20 protein-coding genes are annotated in these 19959 nt (G+C 33.3%); 3 read left to right on the top strand and 17 right to left on the bottom strand.

The genetic code is table 11. The features are described 5' to 3' along the window. Positions 1-16: 16 nt before the first annotated feature. From accD to GXK57_RS19840, 13 genes are all read right to left on the bottom strand, one after another. Entirely contained in the window at positions 17-877 is an 861-nt protein-coding gene (gene accD, locus GXK57_RS19900; RefSeq protein ID WP_160679688.1) for an acetyl-CoA carboxylase, carboxyltransferase subunit beta, read from the bottom strand. A 13-nt stretch (positions 878-890) separates the two neighbouring features. Beyond that, entirely contained in the window at positions 891-2234 is a 1344-nt protein-coding gene (locus GXK57_RS19895; RefSeq protein WP_160679686.1) for an acetyl-CoA carboxylase biotin carboxylase subunit, read from the bottom strand. Positions 2235-2255: 21 nt separating this feature from the next. Continuing rightward, positions 2256-2681, bottom strand: coding sequence for a 3-hydroxyacyl-ACP dehydratase FabZ (gene fabZ, locus GXK57_RS19890; protein WP_128214905.1), 426 nt, complete (start codon positions 2679-2681; stop codon positions 2256-2258). A 14-nt stretch (positions 2682-2695) separates the two neighbouring features. After that, a complete protein-coding gene (gene accB, locus GXK57_RS19885) occupies positions 2696-3154 on the bottom strand; it encodes an acetyl-CoA carboxylase biotin carboxyl carrier protein (protein ID WP_160679684.1) in 459 nt (152 codons plus the stop codon). A gap of 6 nt (positions 3155-3160) precedes the next feature. Continuing rightward, positions 3161-4402, bottom strand: coding sequence for a beta-ketoacyl-ACP synthase II (fabF, locus tag GXK57_RS19880; RefSeq protein ID WP_160679682.1), 1242 nt, complete (start codon positions 4400-4402; stop codon positions 3161-3163). Between the two features lie 13 nt (positions 4403-4415). Beyond that, positions 4416-5150, bottom strand: a complete 735-nt coding sequence (gene fabG / locus GXK57_RS19875; protein ID WP_160679680.1) for a 3-oxoacyl-[acyl-carrier-protein] reductase — start codon at positions 5148-5150, stop codon at positions 4416-4418. A 14-nt stretch (positions 5151-5164) separates the two neighbouring features. Continuing rightward, the gene (gene fabD, locus GXK57_RS19870) at positions 5165-6106 is read right to left on the bottom strand and encodes an ACP S-malonyltransferase (RefSeq protein WP_160679678.1); all 942 of its coding nucleotides are present in this window, start codon (positions 6104-6106) and stop codon (positions 5165-5167) included. Positions 6107-6115: 9 nt separating this feature from the next. After that, positions 6116-7048, bottom strand: coding sequence for an enoyl-[acyl-carrier-protein] reductase FabK (gene fabK, locus GXK57_RS19865; protein ID WP_160679676.1), 933 nt, complete (start codon positions 7046-7048; stop codon positions 6116-6118). 16 nt (positions 7049-7064) lie between these two features. Further along, the gene (acpP, locus tag GXK57_RS19860; protein WP_160679674.1) at positions 7065-7286 is read right to left on the bottom strand and encodes an acyl carrier protein; all 222 of its coding nucleotides are present in this window, start codon (positions 7284-7286) and stop codon (positions 7065-7067) included. A 349-nt stretch (positions 7287-7635) separates the two neighbouring features. Beyond that, entirely contained in the window at positions 7636-8613 is a 978-nt protein-coding gene (locus GXK57_RS19855; protein ID WP_160679672.1) for a beta-ketoacyl-ACP synthase III, read from the bottom strand. 2 nt (positions 8614-8615) lie between these two features. Then, entirely contained in the window at positions 8616-9083 is a 468-nt protein-coding gene (locus tag GXK57_RS19850) for a MarR family transcriptional regulator (protein WP_128214913.1), read from the bottom strand. 353 nt (positions 9084-9436) lie between these two features. Next, entirely contained in the window at positions 9437-9850 is a 414-nt protein-coding gene (locus GXK57_RS19845) for a Fur family transcriptional regulator (RefSeq protein ID WP_128214914.1), read from the bottom strand. 125 nt (positions 9851-9975) lie between these two features. Next, the gene (locus GXK57_RS19840; protein WP_160679670.1) at positions 9976-10527 is read right to left on the bottom strand and encodes a manganese efflux pump; all 552 of its coding nucleotides are present in this window, start codon (positions 10525-10527) and stop codon (positions 9976-9978) included. Between the two features lie 300 nt (positions 10528-10827). Between GXK57_RS19840 and GXK57_RS19835 the strand changes: the two genes are divergently transcribed. After that, a complete protein-coding gene (locus GXK57_RS19835; RefSeq protein ID WP_202127756.1) occupies positions 10828-12045 on the top strand; it encodes a 6-phosphofructokinase in 1218 nt (405 codons plus the stop codon). A 69-nt stretch (positions 12046-12114) separates the two neighbouring features. Here the strand turns inward: GXK57_RS19835 and GXK57_RS19830 are convergent, their stop codons facing one another. Next, positions 12115-13419 carry an aminotransferase class V-fold PLP-dependent enzyme gene (locus GXK57_RS19830; protein WP_160679668.1) on the bottom strand — a complete coding sequence of 435 codons (1305 nt, stop codon included), beginning with the start codon at positions 13417-13419 and terminating at the stop codon, positions 12115-12117. A gap of 478 nt (positions 13420-13897) precedes the next feature. Here GXK57_RS19830 and GXK57_RS19825 point away from each other — a divergent pair, with 478 nt between their 5' ends. Then, the gene (locus GXK57_RS19825; RefSeq protein ID WP_160679666.1) at positions 13898-14392 is read left to right on the top strand and encodes a hypothetical protein; all 495 of its coding nucleotides are present in this window, start codon (positions 13898-13900) and stop codon (positions 14390-14392) included. 46 nt (positions 14393-14438) lie between these two features. Here GXK57_RS19825 and GXK57_RS19820 read toward each other — a convergent pair whose 3' ends face one another. The 3 genes from GXK57_RS19820 to GXK57_RS19810 are packed head-to-tail and all read right to left on the bottom strand — an operon-like array spanning position 14439 to position 17739. Next, positions 14439-15647 carry an ABC transporter permease gene (locus GXK57_RS19820; RefSeq protein ID WP_160679664.1) on the bottom strand — a complete coding sequence of 403 codons (1209 nt, stop codon included), beginning with the start codon at positions 15645-15647 and terminating at the stop codon, positions 14439-14441. A gap of 20 nt (positions 15648-15667) precedes the next feature. Continuing rightward, the gene (locus GXK57_RS19815) at positions 15668-16369 is read right to left on the bottom strand and encodes an ABC transporter ATP-binding protein (protein WP_160679662.1); all 702 of its coding nucleotides are present in this window, start codon (positions 16367-16369) and stop codon (positions 15668-15670) included. After that, complete coding sequence (locus tag GXK57_RS19810; RefSeq protein WP_160679660.1) at positions 16369-17739, bottom strand: efflux RND transporter periplasmic adaptor subunit; 1371 nt, start codon at positions 17737-17739, stop codon at positions 16369-16371. The genes GXK57_RS19815 and GXK57_RS19810 overlap by 1 nt, the downstream gene beginning before the upstream one ends. Before the next feature lie 279 nt (positions 17740-18018). Between GXK57_RS19810 and abc-f the strand changes: the two genes are divergently transcribed. Beyond that, positions 18019-19944: a ribosomal protection-like ABC-F family protein gene (gene abc-f, locus GXK57_RS19805; protein ID WP_160679658.1), complete on the top strand. Its 1926-nt coding sequence runs from the start codon at positions 18019-18021 to the stop codon at positions 19942-19944. Positions 19945-19959: the final 15 nt, after the last annotated feature.

Genomic DNA, 19959 nt, shown 5'->3' with positions numbered 1-19959 from the left:
AAAGTCACATCCTTAATTAACATCCATGAAGTGAAAGAAGCAGTGATAAAGTTTCTTTCATTTCTTCTCTCTTCACGATTTTATCTATAAAACCATGCTCTAATAAAAATTCAGAAGTTTGAAATTCATCAGGTAATTTTTGCTTTATTGTTTGCTCTATTACTCTTCTTCCTGCAAAACCTATAAGAGCTTTAGGCTCAGCGAGTATTATATCACCAAGGCTAGCAAAAGATGCAGTAACTCCCCCTGTAGTTGGGTCCGTAATAACTGATATATATAATAAACCTGCCTCATCATGTCGTTTCAAAGCAGCACTAGTTTTCGCCATTTGCATTAATGAAATAATACCTTCTTGCATTCTTGCTCCACCAGAGCAAGTAAAGATAATTATCGGCTCTTTTCTAGCTGTAGCAATCTCTATGGCCTGTGTAATCTTTTCACCTACTACAGACCCCATGCTTCCCATCATAAAGTTGCTATCCATAACAGCTAAAACAACGCTTGATCCATTAATCTTTCCAAGACCTGTAGTTATTCCATCCGTAATACCTGATTTTTCTTGACTTTCAATAAGTTTTTCTTTGTACCCAGGAAAGTTCAATGGATTTTTAGCAATCATTCCATTGTTAAATTCCTTAAAGGTACCTTCATCCACTATAGATCTTATTCTCTCTTCTGCAGACATTCTAAAATAACCACCACAGTTAGTGCAAATCTTGTGGTTTTCATCTATTTCTTTTTTATATATGATTTTACCACAAGAATTGCATTTAACCCACATTCCATCAGGAATTGCTGGTTGTATTTCATCTTCTTCTTTGTTATTTTCCACGTTCATAGGAACAGTAAAATATCTTTTCTTTTTAAACAATCCCATAAGCTTTCACCTATTATTTAATTATTTCCTTATTTATAAATCCTGTATCAAAGTTTCCTTCTATAAATTTCGGATGATTTAAGATTTCTAATTGAAAGTCTATATTATTTTCTATACCATCTATTGTAAACTCCCATAAGGCTCTTTTCATCTTTTCTATAGCTTCTTCTCTAGTTTTTCCGTAAACTATTAATTTAGCTATCATTGAGTCATAATATGGAGGTATGACATATCCATTAAATACAGCACTGTCTATTCTTACCCCATTTCCTCCTGGCATGAAAAGGAAATCTATCTTACCTGGTGAAGGTGCAAAGTTTCTATGAGGATTTTCAGCATTTATTCTACATTCTATTGCATGACCTTTTATCTCTAACTGCTCTTGAGATATTAAAAGCTTTTCTCCTGATGCAATCCTTATTTGCTCTTTTACTAGGTCAATTCCTGTAACCATTTCTGTTACTGGATGTTCTACCTGTATTCTAGTATTCATTTCCATAAAGTAAAATCTGCCATGTTTGTCTAGGAGAAATTCTATAGTTCCTGCATTCTTATAGTTTACTGCTTTAGCCGCTTTTACTGCAGCTTCTCCCATTCTCTCGCGTAATTCTTTATCTAAAATTACTGATGGAGCTTCTTCTAGTACTTTTTGATTTCTTCTTTGAAGTGAGCAGTCTCTTTCACCTAAATGAATCACACTGCCATACTCATCACCTAAGATTTGAAATTCAATATGTCTTGGATTTTCTATGAACTTCTCCATATAAATCCTGTCATCTCCAAAATTAGCTTTAGCTTCACTCTTAGCAGTTTCATAGGCTTTCTCTAGCTCTTCTTCTTTATGAACTATTCTTATACCTTTTCCACCTCCGCCAGCAGAAGCTTTAACCATAACTGGATAACCTATGTTTTCAGCACTTTTAAAGGCTTCTTCTATGCTTTCAATAATACCATCTGTACCTGGTACTACAGGAACCCCTGCTTCAACCATAACTTCTCTAGCTCTTGATTTGTCACCCATCATCTCTATGGTTTCAGGAGATGGTCCTATAAACTTTATGTTGCATTCTTCACACATTCTTGCAAACACAGAGTTTTCAGATAGGAATCCAAAGCCAGGATGTATAGCTTGAGCACCTGTAAGTACCGCAGCACTTATTATATTTCCCATATTTAGATAGCTGTCCTTTGACTTAGCAGGACCTATGCAAACTGCTTCATCTGCAATTTCTGCATGCAAAGCATTTCTGTCAGCCTCAGAATACACAGCTACAGTTTCAATTCCCATCTCTCTACATGCTCTTATTATTCTTACTGCTATCTCGCCTCTATTTGCTATAAGTATCTTTCTTATCATTTAATCACCTCAATTAAGGAATTACTCTCCTATAGCGAACATAAACTCGCCTTCTACAGCTACTTCATCGCCTACATAGCCTATTCCTTTTCCTATACCAACTTTACCCTTTGATTTAATTATTTCCACTTCTAATCTTAAGGTATCTCCTGGGACAACATTTCTTCTAAATTTAACCTTATCAATTTTTCCAAAATATGCAGTTTTCCCTTTGTTTTCTTCAACTGAAAGCAATGCAACAGCACCTGCTTGTGCAATTGCTTCCACCATCAAAACTCCTGGCATTACTGGGTGACCTGGAAAATGCCCTTGAAAGAACCATTCGTTCATTGTAACATTTTTTATTGCCACTGCTCTCTTTCCTATTTCAAGCTCCACCACTTGGTCAATGAATAGGAATGGATATCTATGTGGTATTATTTCCTGTATTTGCTTTATATCTAGCATAAAATCTGCCCCCATTATTTAATTCTGAACAACTTTTGTCCGTATTCTACCATTTGTTCGTTAGAAACTAAAACTTCAACTACTTCACCATCGATTTCACTTTGTATTTCATTCATTATTTTCATAGCTTCTATGATACAAAGCACATCGCCTTTTTTAACCTTATCTCCAACCTTTACATAAGCTGGCTTATCTGCGCCTGCTGATGCATAGAAAGTTCCTACTATTGGGGAATTAACATAAGTTCCCCCCTTAACTTCTGGTTCTTCTATAATTTGCTCAGTCTTGCTTTCTGATATATATTCTAGTTTACTAGCTTCAACAGCCTTTATTTCTTTTGTTGTTGATGTCTTTGGAGTTCCATTACCTTCTTTACTCATCTTCAAAGAAACTCCATCAAACTCCATTTCAAAATTAGTCAAATCAGAAGAATTGATTATTTTTATCAATTCCTTAATTGAAGCATAATCCATAAAATATTACCTCTCAGTCCATTTTTTAAATAGAAGTACTCCATTATGGCCACCAAATCCTAAGGAATTTGAAAGTACATAATTGACTTCTGCATGTCTTCCTTTATTAACTACATAGTCTAAATCACAATCTTCATCTGCAGATTCATAGCCTATTGTAGCTGGTATGAAATCTTCTTCGGCAGCCTTCACCGCAACTATAGCTTCTATAGCCCCTGCTGCTCCTAAAAGGTGACCAGTCATTGATTTTGTTGAGCTAATAGCTACCTTATAAGCTTGCTCTTCAAATAATCTTTTTATAGCTATTGTTTCAAATTTATCGTTATATGGTGTACTTGTTCCATGAGCATTTATGTAGCTAACCTCTTCTTTAGTTATACCACCTTCTGCTATAGCTAGTGCCATAGCTCTTGCAGCACCTTCTCCATCTGGTGATGGTGAAGTCATATGATATGCGTCACAGGTAGTTCCATAACCAACTACTTCGCCATATATTTTAGCGCCTCTTTCTATAGCATGCTCTAACTCTTCAAGAATTAGTATACCTGCTCCTTCACCCATTACGAAGCCTTCTCTGTCCTTGTCAAAAGGTATAGATGCTCTCTTAGGGTTTTCGTTCTTAGATAAAGCATTCATTGATGCAAAACCTGCAATACCAAGAGGAGTAATTGAAGCTTCAGCGCCTCCTGTTATCATTATATCACTATATCCAAATTTTATATTCCTAAAAGCTTCACCAATAGAATTTGTTCCACTTGCACAAGCAGTAACTACTGATGTACATATCCCTTTAGCTCCAAATCTTATAGCTATATTTCCTGCAGCTATATTTGAGATGGACATAGGTATGAAAAATGGAGAAACCCTTGACGGTCCTTTTTCATGAAGCTTTATAGTCTGTTCTTCTATAGTTGAAAGACCTCCTATACCTGCTCCCACTATTACGCCTAGTCTTTCTCTGTTTACCTTATCAAGATCAAGCTTTGAATTTTCCACAGCTTGTTGAGCCGCAGCTAATGCAAACTGACAGAATCTATCCATTCTTCTAGCTTCTTTTTTATCTATATACTCTTCTGGTATAAAGTTCTTAACTTCTGCTGCTAGTTTAACTTTTTGTTCAGTAGTATCGAAGGCTTTTATTTCGTCAATTCCACATACGCCTTCCTTTATACCATTCCAAAAAGAGTCAACACTGTTGCCTAAAGGAGTTATTGCTCCCATTCCCGTTACTACAACTCTTCTTTCCATAATTACACCATCCTTACATAACCATTCCGCCATCTACATTTATAACCTGGCCAGTAATATAATTTGATAAATCACTTGCTAAAAATCCTACTAGATTAGCTACATCCTCCGTTGTCCCTAACTTCTTTAGAGGAATTGTACTTAACGTAGCTTCTTTTACTTTATCTGATAATGCTTCTGTCATATCTGTCTCTATAAATCCTGGAGCTACAGCATTGCAGGTAACTCCTCTAGATGCAAGCTCTCTTGCAACTGATTTTGTAAGTCCTATAACACCGGCCTTTGAAGAAGCATAATTTGCTTGACCTGCATTACCAGTTATACCAACAACAGAAGTTAAATTTATTATCTTTCCGCTTCTTTGTTTCATCATTATTGAAGATGCTGATCTTATAGTGTTGAAAGTACCTTTAAGATTTGTGTTTATAACACTATCAAAATCTGCGTCTTTCATTCTCATTAACAGTCCATCTTTAGTTATACCTGCATTATTAACAAGTATATCTAATGATCCAAATTCACTATGAGCTGCTTTTATAAGCTTATCGGCATCTTCACTATTGGATATATCACCTTGAACTCCTATAGCATTTACGCCTAAAGCTCTTATTTCATTTAAAACCTCTTCTATAGAACTGCTTCTATAATTAACAACTATGTTAGCACCCATCTCAGCAAGTTTTAAGGCAATTGCCTTTCCTATGCCTCTGCTTCCCCCAGTAATCACTGCAGTTTTTCCCTTTAACATGAATTCACACCCTCCTAGCCATTTAACTTGCTTAATCCATCTATTGTTTTATCCAATGACTTTATATCTTCTACGTTAAATACATTTACACTTCTATCTATTTTCTTTAAAAATCCACTTAAAGCACGACCTGGCCCTACTTCTATAAATGTATCTACGCCATCCTTAATCATAAGTCTTATAGATTCTTCCCATTTTACAGAGCTCATAACCTGATTAACTAATAAAGCCTTTACTTCATCAGAAGAATTCACATACTCTGCATTAACATTGCTAATAATAGGAGTATTAAATTGGCTTAGCTTTACATTGTCCAGCTCAACTGACAACTTTTCACTGGCAGGTTTCATCATTGATGTATGAAACGGTCCGCTTACAGTTAGTGGTATAACTTTTTTTGCACCTTTTTCAGCAAGTAATACACCGCATTTTTCTACTGCATCTTTTTCTCCAGCTATAACTATCTGTCCAGGGCAATTATAGTTTGCAACTTCAACTATACCGAACTCCTTACTTTCTTCAACGCATGCATTTAGTGCTTCAGCATCCATACCAAGCACAGCAGACATAGCACCTACACCTAGTGGTACAGCTTCTTGCATATAAGAGCCTCTCTTTTTCACTAAAGTAACTGCATCATCAAAGTTTATAGTTCCTGCTGCTACATGAGCAGAGTACTCACCTAAGCTTAAACCTGCAACCACATCATATTTTATGCCTTTTTCCTCTATAACTTTAAGTGCAGCAATAGATGTAGTTAATATGGCTGGTTGAGTATTCTCTGTTTTATTTAACTCTGTTTCTGGTCCTTCAAAGCAAATTTCTCTTAATGAAATACCTAAAACTTCATCAGCTTTTTCAAAAACTCTCTTAGCAGAGTCATAGTTATCATATAATTCTTTTCCCATACCAACATACTGAGCACCTTGACCGGAAAATAATAATGCTATCTTCATTTTGTCCTCCTAGCTAAATTGCGCCATAAGAGAATCATATTTATCGAACATCTCTTTTATGATCTCTTCACAACTTTGTTCTTTTGATATCATGCCAGCTATTTGGCCCGCCATAAATGATCCTTCATCAGGATTGCCTTCAACTACTGCCTTTGCTAAAGCACCACGGCCTAGTTCTTCATAGGCTTCAGCAGGCGCATTTTCCTTCTCAAGGCTTTCGAATCTTTTTGCAAGTCTATTCTTTATTACTTGAACAGGATGCCCAGTGGCTCTGCCAGTTACTACTGTATCTATATCCTTAGCTTTTATAACTATATCTTTATAGTTTTGATGTATGGTACATTCTTTAGCTACTAAGAATCTAGTACCAACTTGAACACCCTTTGCTCCTAGCACAAAAGCAGCTGCAATACCTCTTCCATCTCCAATTCCCCCAGCGGCTATAACTGGAATATTAACTGCATCCACTACCTGAGGTACTAATGCCATTGTAGTAAGCTTACCTACATGGCCTCCTGATTCACAGCCTTCTGCGATAACTGCATCAGCTCCGCTTCTTTCCATTCTCTTTGCTAAGGCTACAGAAGGTACAACAGGAATTACCTTTATACCATGACTCTTCCACATCTCAACGTACTTTCCTGGATTGCCAGCACCAGTGGTTACTACCTTTACGCCTTCTTCACAAACTACTCTTGCAAGTTCATCAGCATTTGAACTAAGTAGCATTATATTTACACCAAAAGGCTTATCTGTTAGTTGCTTAGCCTTTCTTATCTGTTCTCTAACATGATCAACCGGTGCATTTGCTCCAGCTATTATACCTAGACCTCCAGCATTAGACACAGCAGATGCCAACGAAGCATCTGCTACCCATGCCATACCCCCTTGAATAATAGGGTACTCTATATTTAGAAGTTCACATATATCTGCTTTAATCATATTTCCCTCCTAAGTTTTAAACTCTTTCTTCTATAAAACTAACTGCATCTCCAACTGTTTTTATAACTTCTACATCTTCTATCTTCACGTTGAATTGTTCTTCTAAATCCATTATTATTTGAAATAAATCTAAGGAATCTGCTCCTAAATCCTCTTGAAATGTTGTTTCTAAGGTTATAGTTTCTGCGTCAACTCCTAATTGTTCTACTATTACCTCTTTTATTTTTTCAAATACCATTACTTTTTCCTCCTAATATCTTTGATGTTTTATTATTATCTGACTGGATAAACTTCGATTTCTACATATAAATGTATCACTTCATAATAAAATTTATATTTTCGGATTGAAGTGGTACATCTTAAATTTAAAATAACTGATATAATTGCATAAAATCATATATTTATAAGATTATATAAATATATAGTAATAATCAGGTTTCTAAAGCTATTCCTCTAGAAACTTATAGATCTATATTGAATTAATTTAGTAAATATTAATACTAAGTATAAGTTTTATCAAGTCAGTAATTTTATATTATGATTATTAACTAAAACTATTTGTATACTTGAAACCTAATCAGAACTTATTACCATTGTAAGTATATAGCTCCCCAAGTTAGACCACCACCAAAACCAACAAGCACAAGCTTATCGCCTTCCTTTAGCAATCCTTCTCTATTAGCTTCATCTAACGCTAATGGAATAGATGCAGCCGATGTGTTTCCATATTTATTTAGATTTATAAAGAATTTTTCTTTCGGCATATCTAATTTTTTAGCTGCCGCATCTACTATTCTAAGATTTGCTTGATGAGGGAATATATATTTCAGCTCATCTAATCCTGTCCCAGACTTTTCAAGAACCTCTTTTACTGCTTGGGGAATAGTATTTACTGCAAACCTAAATATCTCTTTCCCATCCATATGTATGTTAATGGCTTGTTCTTCTTTAGCTTCTTTAACATATGGATTTTTAGTAATGAACTCTCCACAAGTAAGTGAGCTTCTTCCTAATGTCCCGTCTGAACCTAAAATTGAACTTATAATTCCTTTAGTTTCACCTTTTTTAAGAACCACAGCTCCTGCTCCATCTCCAAAAAGTACACAGGTGCTTCTATCTTCCCAGTTAACAATCCTTGATAGAACTTCAGCTCCTATCACTAAGGCTGTTTGTTCCTCCCCAGCTCTCATAATTTTATCTGCCACAGATAAAGCGTATATGAAGCCTGAACATGCTGCACTTACATCAAAGGCATAAGCTTTCTTTGCTCCAATTATATCCTGCACTATACATGCAGTTGAAGGTGTAAAGCTATCTGGAGTAGTAGTGGCTACTACTATCATGTCTATATCCATTGCAGTTAATCCCGCATTTTTTATAGCCTCCATTCCTGCTTTTGCAGCTAAAGAAGAAGTATTTTCCCCTTCTGATACCCTTCTTTCTCTAATTCCAGTCCTAGAGCTTATCCACTGGTCATCAGTTTCAACTATCTTTGATAAATCATCATTAGTAACTACGTTGCTTGGTGCATAACTTCCTGTTGATATTATCTTTGTATAAATCATAACTACTCCTTGCTTTCCTTATTGAATAAATCATATGTATTTCTGCAAAACACACTTAGCTTTTCCAGTGCATGAATAAGTACCGCTTCTTCTTGTTCTGATAAGTCAGTTACTGTTGCCTTTACCATCTCCAAGTGAAACTTTTCATGAATTCTATAAAGTAACTTACCCTTTTTGGTAAGACTAATCTTCACAACTCTTCTATCTTCTTCAGATCTTATTCTCTCTACATAACCCTTTTTAACAAGATTATTTATAGCAATAGTCAGAGTACCAACTGTAATGCTCAATTGTTTTGCTACCTCACTCATACTTTTTGAATCATAATAACCTATGGCTTCAATGGTATGAACTTCAGTAATGGAAACATCATTAAATTTACCTGACTTTAGAGCATACTCCTCTATGTTTAAAATCTCATTAAAAATATCTACCAGTAAAGAGTTGATAATACTGTGAGTATTATTCATATGGCCTCCTAATATATTTTGATAATCAAACTTTTTTATATTCAAAGTATATGGGAATTATTTATATCAGTCAATAGAGAGTTTTTAATGATATGTGCTCAAAATTACATATTTAATCCATTTAATTAAAAATAGCTATGATTATTTCACTTTTATATAGCGAAAATAATCATAGCTTTATATTATTCCTAATATATTTAAAATTTATTCACAATTTTATTACTATGCCTTAATAGTTAATTTACTACCTATACCTAATATTAACAGAATTTATCTGCGGTTTAATTAGTTTTTTTAATTATTACAGTCACACTAAAAGTATTGTGCTAATTAATAATTAATTAACACTTATTTTACTTTTTATCCTTACACTCTTCACAAATACCCTTAAGCATCAATTTATGTTCTGTAAGTACAAAACCAGTTTGATTCTTTAAAAGCTCTTCTACTTGCTGCATAGGACAAGGTACTTCTATTTGTTTATGGCACTTAGAACACTCAAGCTTGTGCATATGCTTATTTTTTCTTATAGTAAAGGAATACTTACCATTACCTAAATCAAACTTTTCTATTATCTCTTTCTCTTCAAATATCTCTAAGGTCCTATACACTGTTGAAAGATTTATATCCATACCGATATTTCTACATTTATCATAAATGAAATCTGCAGATATACTAGAATCATTGTCAGAGAGAATTTCATATATGGCTATCCTACTCTTTGTTACCTTTATTCCTTTTTCATTTAAGTATTCGCCAATTCTCATATTCTACCCCTAACATTTTTCTTTAATTATATCATATAATATGGTGTTTTCAACATATGGTGCCATATATAATTCTAAACTTATCAAGTACATCTCTTTCCTTTAGATGGTTGTCCATCTTTAAATTATGAAAATATCATCTTTAGTCCAAATAATAAGAGGATTATTCCCCCTATGTAATCAGCATATCTTGATATTAACTCTATCCTTCTCATATACCTCGAAAGAAAAAAAGCACATATACTAAGGAATAAAGTAACTAGCCCTATGGTAACTGAACTAACAACTATCATATAAAACTTCTCCATATGATGAAAAACTGTAAACCCTACAACCAAAGCATCTATACTCACAGAAATACCTAATACAAGATACATCTTTGGCTTTAATAGTAGGCACTGATCTTTCTGTTCCATACCATCCTTTATCATAAATACTCCCGTAAAGGCAATTACCATTCCACCAATTATATTTGGTATAGACGTTATGTAATGCTCAAATAGCACACCAAAATAAATGCCTAAAAAAGACAGTAGAAACTGAAAGAATCCAAAGGATATAGCGAATAATACTTTGTTGTATCTTTTCACGCTGGAATTTATCCCTATACTCAATGCGATAGCCGATGCATCCATAGCTAATGCAATGGAAACAATGATTAAACAATTAATATCCATAGTTTGTCCCTCTTTTCTTCATAAATCAAAATACCTTATCATAAATAAGATTTATTTTTCTGCACAAAATGATATTTAAGGATAAGTGAGAAATAAGCAAAATCTTCATAATATTATATTTAGAAAGCATTTCAATTATTACTAAATATAATTATGAGATAATTCTAAATATATAAACTATATCTTTTTTGATTTATAGGGTTTATATTAGTTATATTTTATAGTATAGTATTCATTGTACGTATTATTTGTCGAAATAGTATAGCACATTTAAACTAAGTAGTACAAAGGAGAGATATAATGAATTGTATTGTTGCCCAATCAGGTGGTCCAACTTCAGTTATAAATTCTAGTGTTTTTGGTTTAGTTGAGGCTAATAAAGAGTTGAAAATCTATGATAATGTTTATGCTGGATTAAACGGCATAGAAGGAATCTTAAATAGAAAGTTAATAAATTTATCTGAAATGGATAGTAATGAGCTTGATACTTTTAGAAGAACTCCCTCTTCAGGCTTAGGTTCTTGTAGATACAAGCTTAAGGATTCTTCCTTGTGTGAAGATGAATATATTTCACTAATGTCAATACTTAATGAACTTAATATAAAGGCCTTCTTCTATATAGGAGGAAATGACTCTATGGATACTACTGCTAAGCTTAGCAAATATGCAAAAGACCATGGTATTGATATAAAGTTTATAGGTATTCCAAAAACTATTGATAATGATTTGATGTTTACAGATCATACCCCTGGCTTTGGTAGTGCAGCAAAATTCATAGCTACTTCTGTGCTAGAAACTTATCTTGACTCAACAGTATATATAGATAATGGTATATTTATATTAGAAACCATGGGAAGAGACACTGGCTGGTTAGCTGCTGCTGGAGCTCTAGCTACTATAGATGGTAGAAGAGCAGCGGACTATGTATATCTTCCAGAGATAGCTTTTGATAAAGTAAAGTTTATAAATGATGTAAGAGAAACTTTTAAAAAAAATAATCATGTTTACATAGTAGCCTCTGAAGGCTTAAGAGACGAAGAAGGTAACTTCTTAACAGCCTCTTCACTTGGAGCTAGTCATGATAAATTTGGACATACTCAACTTGGTGGAGTTGCTCATTATCTCAGAACTTTAATAATAGATTCAGGAATTACTAGTAGAGTAAAGACTTTAGAATTAGGAGTACTTCAAAGATGTGCGATGCACTCTGCTTCTAAGGTTGATTTTGATGAGGCTCACATGGTAGGAAGAGATGCTCTTAAATACTCTGCAGAGGGCTACACTGGTTACATGGTTGCTATAAAAAGAAGTGAAGGTAAGGATTATAGTTCTTCCTCTTTCTTAATAGAAGCAGATAAAGTGGCCAATAAGGTCAAGTATTTCCCATCAGATTGGGTAAACAGTGAAGGTAACAATATAACTGAAGAGGCACTTGCTTATCTTAAGCCTCTAGTTTTTGATACACCTGAACTTAAATTCTCAGATTCACTTCCCCAATATAAAGTATTTAGAAGTTAGTTAAAATACTTCTTTAAAGCCTCCCAACACTTTGGGAGGCTTTAATAATATCTGCCTTCTAATCATCTTCTATTTATAAAGATTCTTTCTTATTATAAACTCTAAAACATTCAAAAATTCATTAACCTCATTTATAGAATTGTACATACCAAAGCTTATCCTAACCATTCCTGGCTTTCCTTCATCAGTTCCATGAATAAACTTTATTACTTCCTTATCACTAACACCTAACAACCTCTTTGCATAGGGTTGTGCGCAAAAGCAACCACTTCTAACTGCTATTCCCCTTAAGTCTGATAGCTTTGAAGCTAATTCCTCATGATACATATCTCTTAAATTCATGGATATCAATCCAAGTTTATTTTTATCTTCTATATCTCCATAGGTTGTCACGTCTGGCATAGTTCTAAGGCCTTCAATCATATAATCCCTGAGAAGCTCTTCATGTTCCTCTATCTTAGAAAAACCAATCCTATTGAATTCGTAAATAGCTGCTACAAGTGCTATAACTCCAAGTACATTAGGAGTCCCCCCCTCATCTCTCTCAGGGGTATCTAACCAATAAATCTCGTCATCTGTAACAATATCAACTGTTCCTCCACCTTTTAAAAATGGTACCTTATTATTAAATTCATCTTTCTTACCAACTATTGCTCCACTTCCAAAGGGTGCATACATCTTATGTGCAGAAAATACCAAGTAGTCTATATCATCGTCATCATTCACATAATTCATATTTACTTTTCTATGTGGTACCAATTGTGCACCATCAACTATTATTTGGGCACCATATTTATGAGCAATACTTGCTATTCCATGAATGTCATTTACATAACCAGTAACATTGGAGGCTCCTGTTACACTAACTAATTTTATACTTCCATTAGCTTTAACAAGTTTTTCTTCAAAATCTGCTGCTTTAAGCTTACCACTATGATCTACTTCAACATATTCTACTGAACATCGCTCTCTCCAAGGCAAATCATTTGAATGATGTTCCATTCTTGTGGTTAAAACAATATCTTTCTTATCCGTTACTAAAGTATCAGCTAAAACATTTATGCCTTCTGTAGTGTTTTTTACAAATATAACAGTGTAATCATCTCTATTGCTAAGATTGAAAAACTTCAGTATTTCATCCCTTGCTTCATTATAGAGCTCAGTACTTATTTTCGACTTATACCCCTTTCCTCTTCCTATAGATCCATAAAGAGGTAAAAACTTATTTACACAGTACAAAACTCTCTTTAATGGTGGTGTAGTAGCAGCATTATCAAAATTAATAGGAGTTATATTTCTTCCATTGGCTAATGGAACAGCTTGTTCTATACCTACAAACAATTCTCTAAAGTTCATTTCTCTTTTTCTCATCATAACAAACTCCCTCCAATATATACTATTCACACTTTAGACTAATGTCCATAAATCTCCCTATATTCTTTCTGCTTATAAACTAATTATTTCAAAGAAATAAATTTATCAATTAAATACTATTTTTTATATTACTGTTTTAACTTAGGCTATGTTTAATAATATTGTTGAAATTAAATGGTCATGAAGGAGATGCTATATGAGCGAGCAGTTAGAATTAAATAATTTTTTTCAGATGGAATGGCTTTAAGAATCACTAATACGTTCTTCATTAGTGATTCTTTGCGCAAGCTCATCTAAGCATCGGATGACTGACCACTGAATTTCAACACAGTACTTTAACATAGCCTTAACTTAAAGGGTAGATATAATAAGCAACTTTAGTTTTATTTTAACGAATGTAAATTTATATGAAATTCATGAAATATTCGTATGTATATCACATATACTTAATAAGAGTTTTATTTGGAGGTATTATAAAGTGAATAAACCAGTTTATGATGATTTAAACTTTGAACCTTTTAAAAGTGAGTATGAATCTTCCTTTCCTGATGCTCCAATACCACTTTACGAAAGTTCGAACATATTTACAGACAAATTCATTCCATTTTCAGATATACCAGCTCAATTTTCTGAAAATCTTTACTTAGGCAATTTGAATAACAGATCAGCCCTAGGAGATACTTTTAATAAAGTGAAGCTTTCTTCTACTTATTGGTTCAACTCACTGTTCAATAACTCAACAGAAATAAACAGAGGTTATGTTCCTGTTCCCCTTCATCTATTTGAAGACTTAGATAAGGATTTTGATGATAAACTAGTGGGTGAAAAAATAAACGCAATACTTAATCAGATTGAGCTTAATAATGATTCAATAATTAAAAGTTTGGCCACTTATAAAATCCCTGCACCAGTATGTAAACTGATTATAAAGAAGATAATCTATCTGTCCTTACAATACAGTTCAAATGAATAGAATTAATAACTCTCATAAAGAATAAAAGATGGTTTAAAACCATCTTTTATTCATATCTTAATGCATCTATAGGATCTAGCTTTGCTGCTTTTCTAGCTGGGTATATGCCAAAAAAAACGCCTACACTTGTAGAGAATAGTATTACTAATAAAATATGCTTTAGAGATAATATCGGTGTAACATTGGCTAAACTCCCTATGGCATAAGCACCAGCAATACCTATAATCATACCAATTACTCCACCTATAAGAGATATTATGACTGATTCAGTTAAAAACTGAATTAATATAGTATTAGTTGTGGCTCCAATAGCTTTTCTTATACCGATTTCCCTAGTTCTCTCTGTAACTGAAACAAGCATTATATTCATTACCCCAATACCACCAACTAGTAGAGATATAGCTGCAACAGCACCTATAAATGAAGTAAATATATCAATAACTCTATTGATTTGTTCAACCTGCTTCATCAACTTTTCTCCGGTATAAACATTTTTCCCTTTATTATTGTGCCGTGATTCTAAAATATTTATAGCCTCACTGGTTGCACTATCCACCTCATCCTTTGACTCCGCTAATATATATATGCCGTCAAAGTCTCCACCAACATCATAAATCCACTGCGATGTAGTTATAGGTACTGATAAAAATACTGGTATTTGATCTTTAGCAAATCCAGCCATTAGTTCTGAAGACTTTGTTACTCCAATTATAGTAACCTTCTTTGGAGAACCGCTCCTTCCTATCAACAAAGATTCCCCTACTACATCTTTATACCCCCAAAAATATTCAGCTGAAATTTCATCAATAACAGCTACATTCTTGCCATCTTCTAGCTCCTTCTCATTATAAAAACGGCCATATAAAAATTCGTAGTTTTGTATATAACTAAAATCTGTATTGCCACCATATACTACAGCTCTTTTACTTTTGTTATTTACTCTAGCTGTTCCAGACTTTTGTATTAAAGGTGATATATATTTGACATTATCACTTTTCTCTCTTATGGCCTTTATATCATTTAAGTTAAAGTAGTCAGATTGAGCTATCTCTTGTCCGCTAACCTTAATTTCTACTGTTGAAGATCCTATTTTCTCCAGCTCACCAGTTATGCTAGCTTTCCCTCCGCTCCCCAATGATAGTATTGCAATTACCGAACTTATTCCTATTATTATACCTAGCATCGTTAAAAATGATCTTAGTTTATTAGATTTTATACTATCTAGGGACATTTTGAAGTTTTCTATAAAGTGCATATTAATCCCCCATACTGTTTTTAGTTGTCTTTAATAACTATTCTATTTTTAACCTTTTCGTCTGCAATTATTAGACCATCTTTAACTTTTACCAATCTTTTTGTATAGGAAGCTATATCAGGCTCATGGGTTACCATTATTATGGTAGAACCTTCTTCATTCAAATCTTGAAAGATCTTCATAACTTCTAAGCTAACTTGAGAATCCAAGTTGCCAGTTGGTTCATCTGCCATTATAACCGATGGAGCATTTACAATAGCTCTAGCAATAGCTACCCTTTGTTTTTGACCACCTGATATCTCATTTGGACGATGTTTTATCCATTTAGTCAAAGAGACCTTTTCTAGAGCAGAAAGCGCCCTTTCTCTTCTATCCTTAGATGAAACTCCTGCATATATCATAGGCAACTCAACATTTTCAAGAATTGTCATCCTAGGTAGAAGATTAAAGTTTTGAAATACAAATCCTATTTCTTTGTTTCTTACCCTAGCTAGCTCGTTATCCCCCATATTGGAAACGTCTTTATTGTTTAATTTATATTTGCCTCTATCTAGCCTATCTAGGCATCCAAGGATATTCATAAGCGTACTTTTTCCAGAACCTGATGGTCCCATTATAGATGTAAATTCTCCTTGCTGTATTTTGAGATTCACTCCTTTTAATGCTGTAAAGGATAAATCTCCTGTTTTATACGTCTTGTAAACATCTACTATCTCAATCATTAACTACTTCCTCCAGCATTAGTTTTGACGGTAACACCTTGTTTTACCATTGCACTTGGGTTTAATATAACTCTGTCTCCTGTTTTTATTCCGCTAACTATCTCAGCATTTATATCAGATTGTATGCCAACTTCCACCTGATGCTCTGAGACCTTTTTATCATTACTTACTGTATATATTACATATTTGCCGCCTTTTTCAGCTTTAATCGCCTCAGTAGGAACTACTATTACTCCAGTTTTCTCTGCCGTTAGTATATCAACATCTACATCAAACTCCACCTTCAAATTCTCATCAGAATTTAGAAGTTCAATTTCTGCATCCATTGTCACATCGCTACTTGGAGCTGCTGAAATAGCCCCTAGACCACTCACACCTTTTTTACCTGAAGGACTAATAAAAGATACTTTCCCCTTATACTCTTTGCCATTACTTCTTATAGTAGCAACTTGCTCCAGCTTTACTTTACTTGCATCGGACTTTCCCAAAGAAACCACTACCTTCAAGTTGCTAAGATCCTCAATAGTAATAGCAGCCGAGGTAGGATTAGAAACAGCCCCAATATTGGCATTGATTGAAGTGACAGTACCATCAAAATCAGCAGTTATATTTCCAGCTAAAGTATTAAGCTTAGAATTAGCAGAATCTAATGCTAACTTTGCTAAAGATACCGCATTATCCATTTGCTTTATCTTCTCTTCTGAAATTGGCTGTATACTATTTCTTTGACTTTCTAAAGATATTAAGGCAGTTGATAGCTGCTTTATCAGCTCAGTATTTGAGCTATTTTCTGTTTGTGCAAGCTTTAGATTTTTTTCTGATGCATCTAATATATTTGCTTCTGAGATTTCTTCCTTAGAAAACTTCCCCTTCCATCCACTAATTGTACTTTTTATCCCTTCTATGGTTGAAATGGAAGAACTTGTACTATTCTTCAACTGCTGTATCTTATTTTTAATATCCTTTATTTCGTTGTCTAAGTTTTTTATGGTTCCTTTTACCTTCTTACTTTGACTTAGTAAATCCTCCCTTTGTAAAACAGTATTATTATATTGAATTTGTGCTTGTTTTACAGCATTTTGAAGATCTGAGTTGTCATAAGATATAAGAACATCTCCCTTTTTAACTTTATCTCCTACTTTAAAATTAATCCCTGTTACCTTCAATTGTGAACCATAATAATCCCTGATACTTTTTGCCTTAATCACTCCAGTGGTATTTAAATAAGACTTTATATTTCCCTTTCCTATTATTTCTGTTTTTACTGAAACAGCATCATCTTTACTTCTGGTATAATATACGATTGCCCAGGTTATACCTATTAGAATTACTAAAATTATTGCTACTATAATATTTCTTTTCTTATTCATATCACCCTTAGTAGGTTCACTTCCTTTCCCTAGCTTTTAAATCTATATAATATTATTATCTATAATAGTAAAAATAATATTATTAATTTATCCATTTGTATAAAACTCTTATGAATAGTATAATTAATCGTGTTTGTATATTAGGATTCAACACTTCAATCAGAAATTCATTTTCAAAAATTCTCTGGTTTCTAAGATGAGATTTTGAAAATATAGATTTTAGTATGAAGTAGTACATCTAAAGCTGTATCACTTAACTTATTCAAAGGAGTTTAATTAATGATAGTATTAAGTTGTAAAAACATAAAAAAAAGTTTTGGAATAGATGAAATTTTAAAAGATGTAACATTTAATATAAATGAAGGAGAAAAAGTTGGACTTATAGGAGCAAATGGAGAGGGAAAGTCCACTTTATTCCGCATACTTACAAGGGAAGTATCCTATGATAGCGGGGAAGTTTTTATAGATAAAGGAAGTACTTTAGGTTATCTTTCTCAGCACCTTGATTTGGATTTTGAAAACACGATAATGAGAGAGATGCTTACTGTGTTTTCAGACTTAATCAACCTAGAAAAAAAACTTCAGACTCTAGAAGAAAAGATGAATGAACCTTATGATCCATCGAAACAAGATTATCATGACAAACTGATTAAAGATTATACTCAAGGTCAAGAACTATACGAAAACAGAGGCGGCTATGTATTTAGAGGAGAAATATCCAAAGTATTAAAGGGGCTTGGTTTTAACGAAAAAGACTTTGATAAACAAATAAACGTTCTTAGTGGAGGTCAAAAGACAAGAGTGGCCCTATGTAAGCTTCTTTTGATAAAACCTGAGATATTACTTTTAGATGAGCCTACAAACCATTTAGATTTAGATGCTATTGAATGGTTGGAAGAGTACTTAAAAAGCTACAAGGGGACAGTTCTAGTTATATCTCATGATAGATTCTTCCTAGATAGCATAACAACACATACATATGAGCTTATCAATGGTCATGTAAATTGCTATAATGCTCCATATACAAAGTATTTAGAGTTGAGAAAGAAAGATTACGAGGCAAAGCTAAAAGCTTTTAATCTACAACAATCCGAAATCAAAAGGCAAGAAGAAATCATAGAAAGGTTCCGTTCTTTTAATAGAGAAAAAAGTATTAAGGCTGCTGAAAGCAGACAAAAAGCTTTAGATAAGATGGAAAAAGTTGATGCTCCTGACAGGGAAAAAATAGGTACAAGAATTTCTTTTCAATCCCAGATAAAAAGTGGTAATGATGTTCTTCATGTAGAAAATCTATCTAAAAGATATGGAGATAAACTTTTATTTGAGGACGTAAATTTCGATTTAAGAAGAGGAGATAAGGTTGCTCTTATAGGGGAAAATGGTAGAGGCAAAACGACTATTTTCAAAATAATAATGAAAAACTTAGAAGCTGACAGTGGAATAACTTATTTAGGTAAAAATGTGTTTTTAGGCTATTATGATCAAGAACAATCCAACTTAGATCTAGAAAAAACAGTCATAGATGAGGTTTGGGACGAATTTCCTAAGATGACTACTACTGAGATAAGAACTGCTTTGGCATCCTTCTTATTTTATAATGAAGATGTGTTTAAAAAGATTTCTAATTTAAGCGGTGGAGAACGTTGTAGGATAAACCTTCTTAAATTAATGCTTTCTAAATCTAATTTTCTTTTGTTAGATGAACCTACTAACCATTTAGATATAATGTCTAGGGAAGCTTTAGAAGACGCTATTATGGATTATGATGGTACACTTATTGTAATTTCTCATGATAGATACTTCTTAAATAAAGTTATAAACAAGATTTATGAATTAGAGCAAAGCGGTATAAAAGAATACCTAGGAAATTACAACTACTATACAGAAAAGAAAAAAAATCCAAACAGATACGAGGATAATGAAGAAGAACAATCTGGAAAAACTAAAACTCAAATAAAGGAAGAACGTAAAAAGAAAAGGGAAGCTGAAAAATTAGAAAAAGAGAATAGCTTAAAGTTAAAGAACCTTGAAAAAAATATAGCTCTTCTGGAAGAGAAATTAGTTAAACTTCAAGAGGATTTGTGCTTGGAAGAAGTATACTCCAATCCTACTGAAAGTGAAAAGGTAAATAAGGAAATACTTAATACTCAAAACCAAATAGATACTTTATATGAAGAATGGGAAGAACTAGAATCAAATTCTTAATAATAAAAAAGTAGA

Origin of the sequence: Clostridium sp. C8-1-8, assembly GCF_009928445.1 — a bacterium.
Lineage (GTDB): Bacteria > Bacillota > Clostridia > Clostridiales > Clostridiaceae > Clostridium_AR.
Note: the sequence above shows the minus strand (reverse complement) of the source record. Positions and strands in the feature narration are given on the sequence as shown.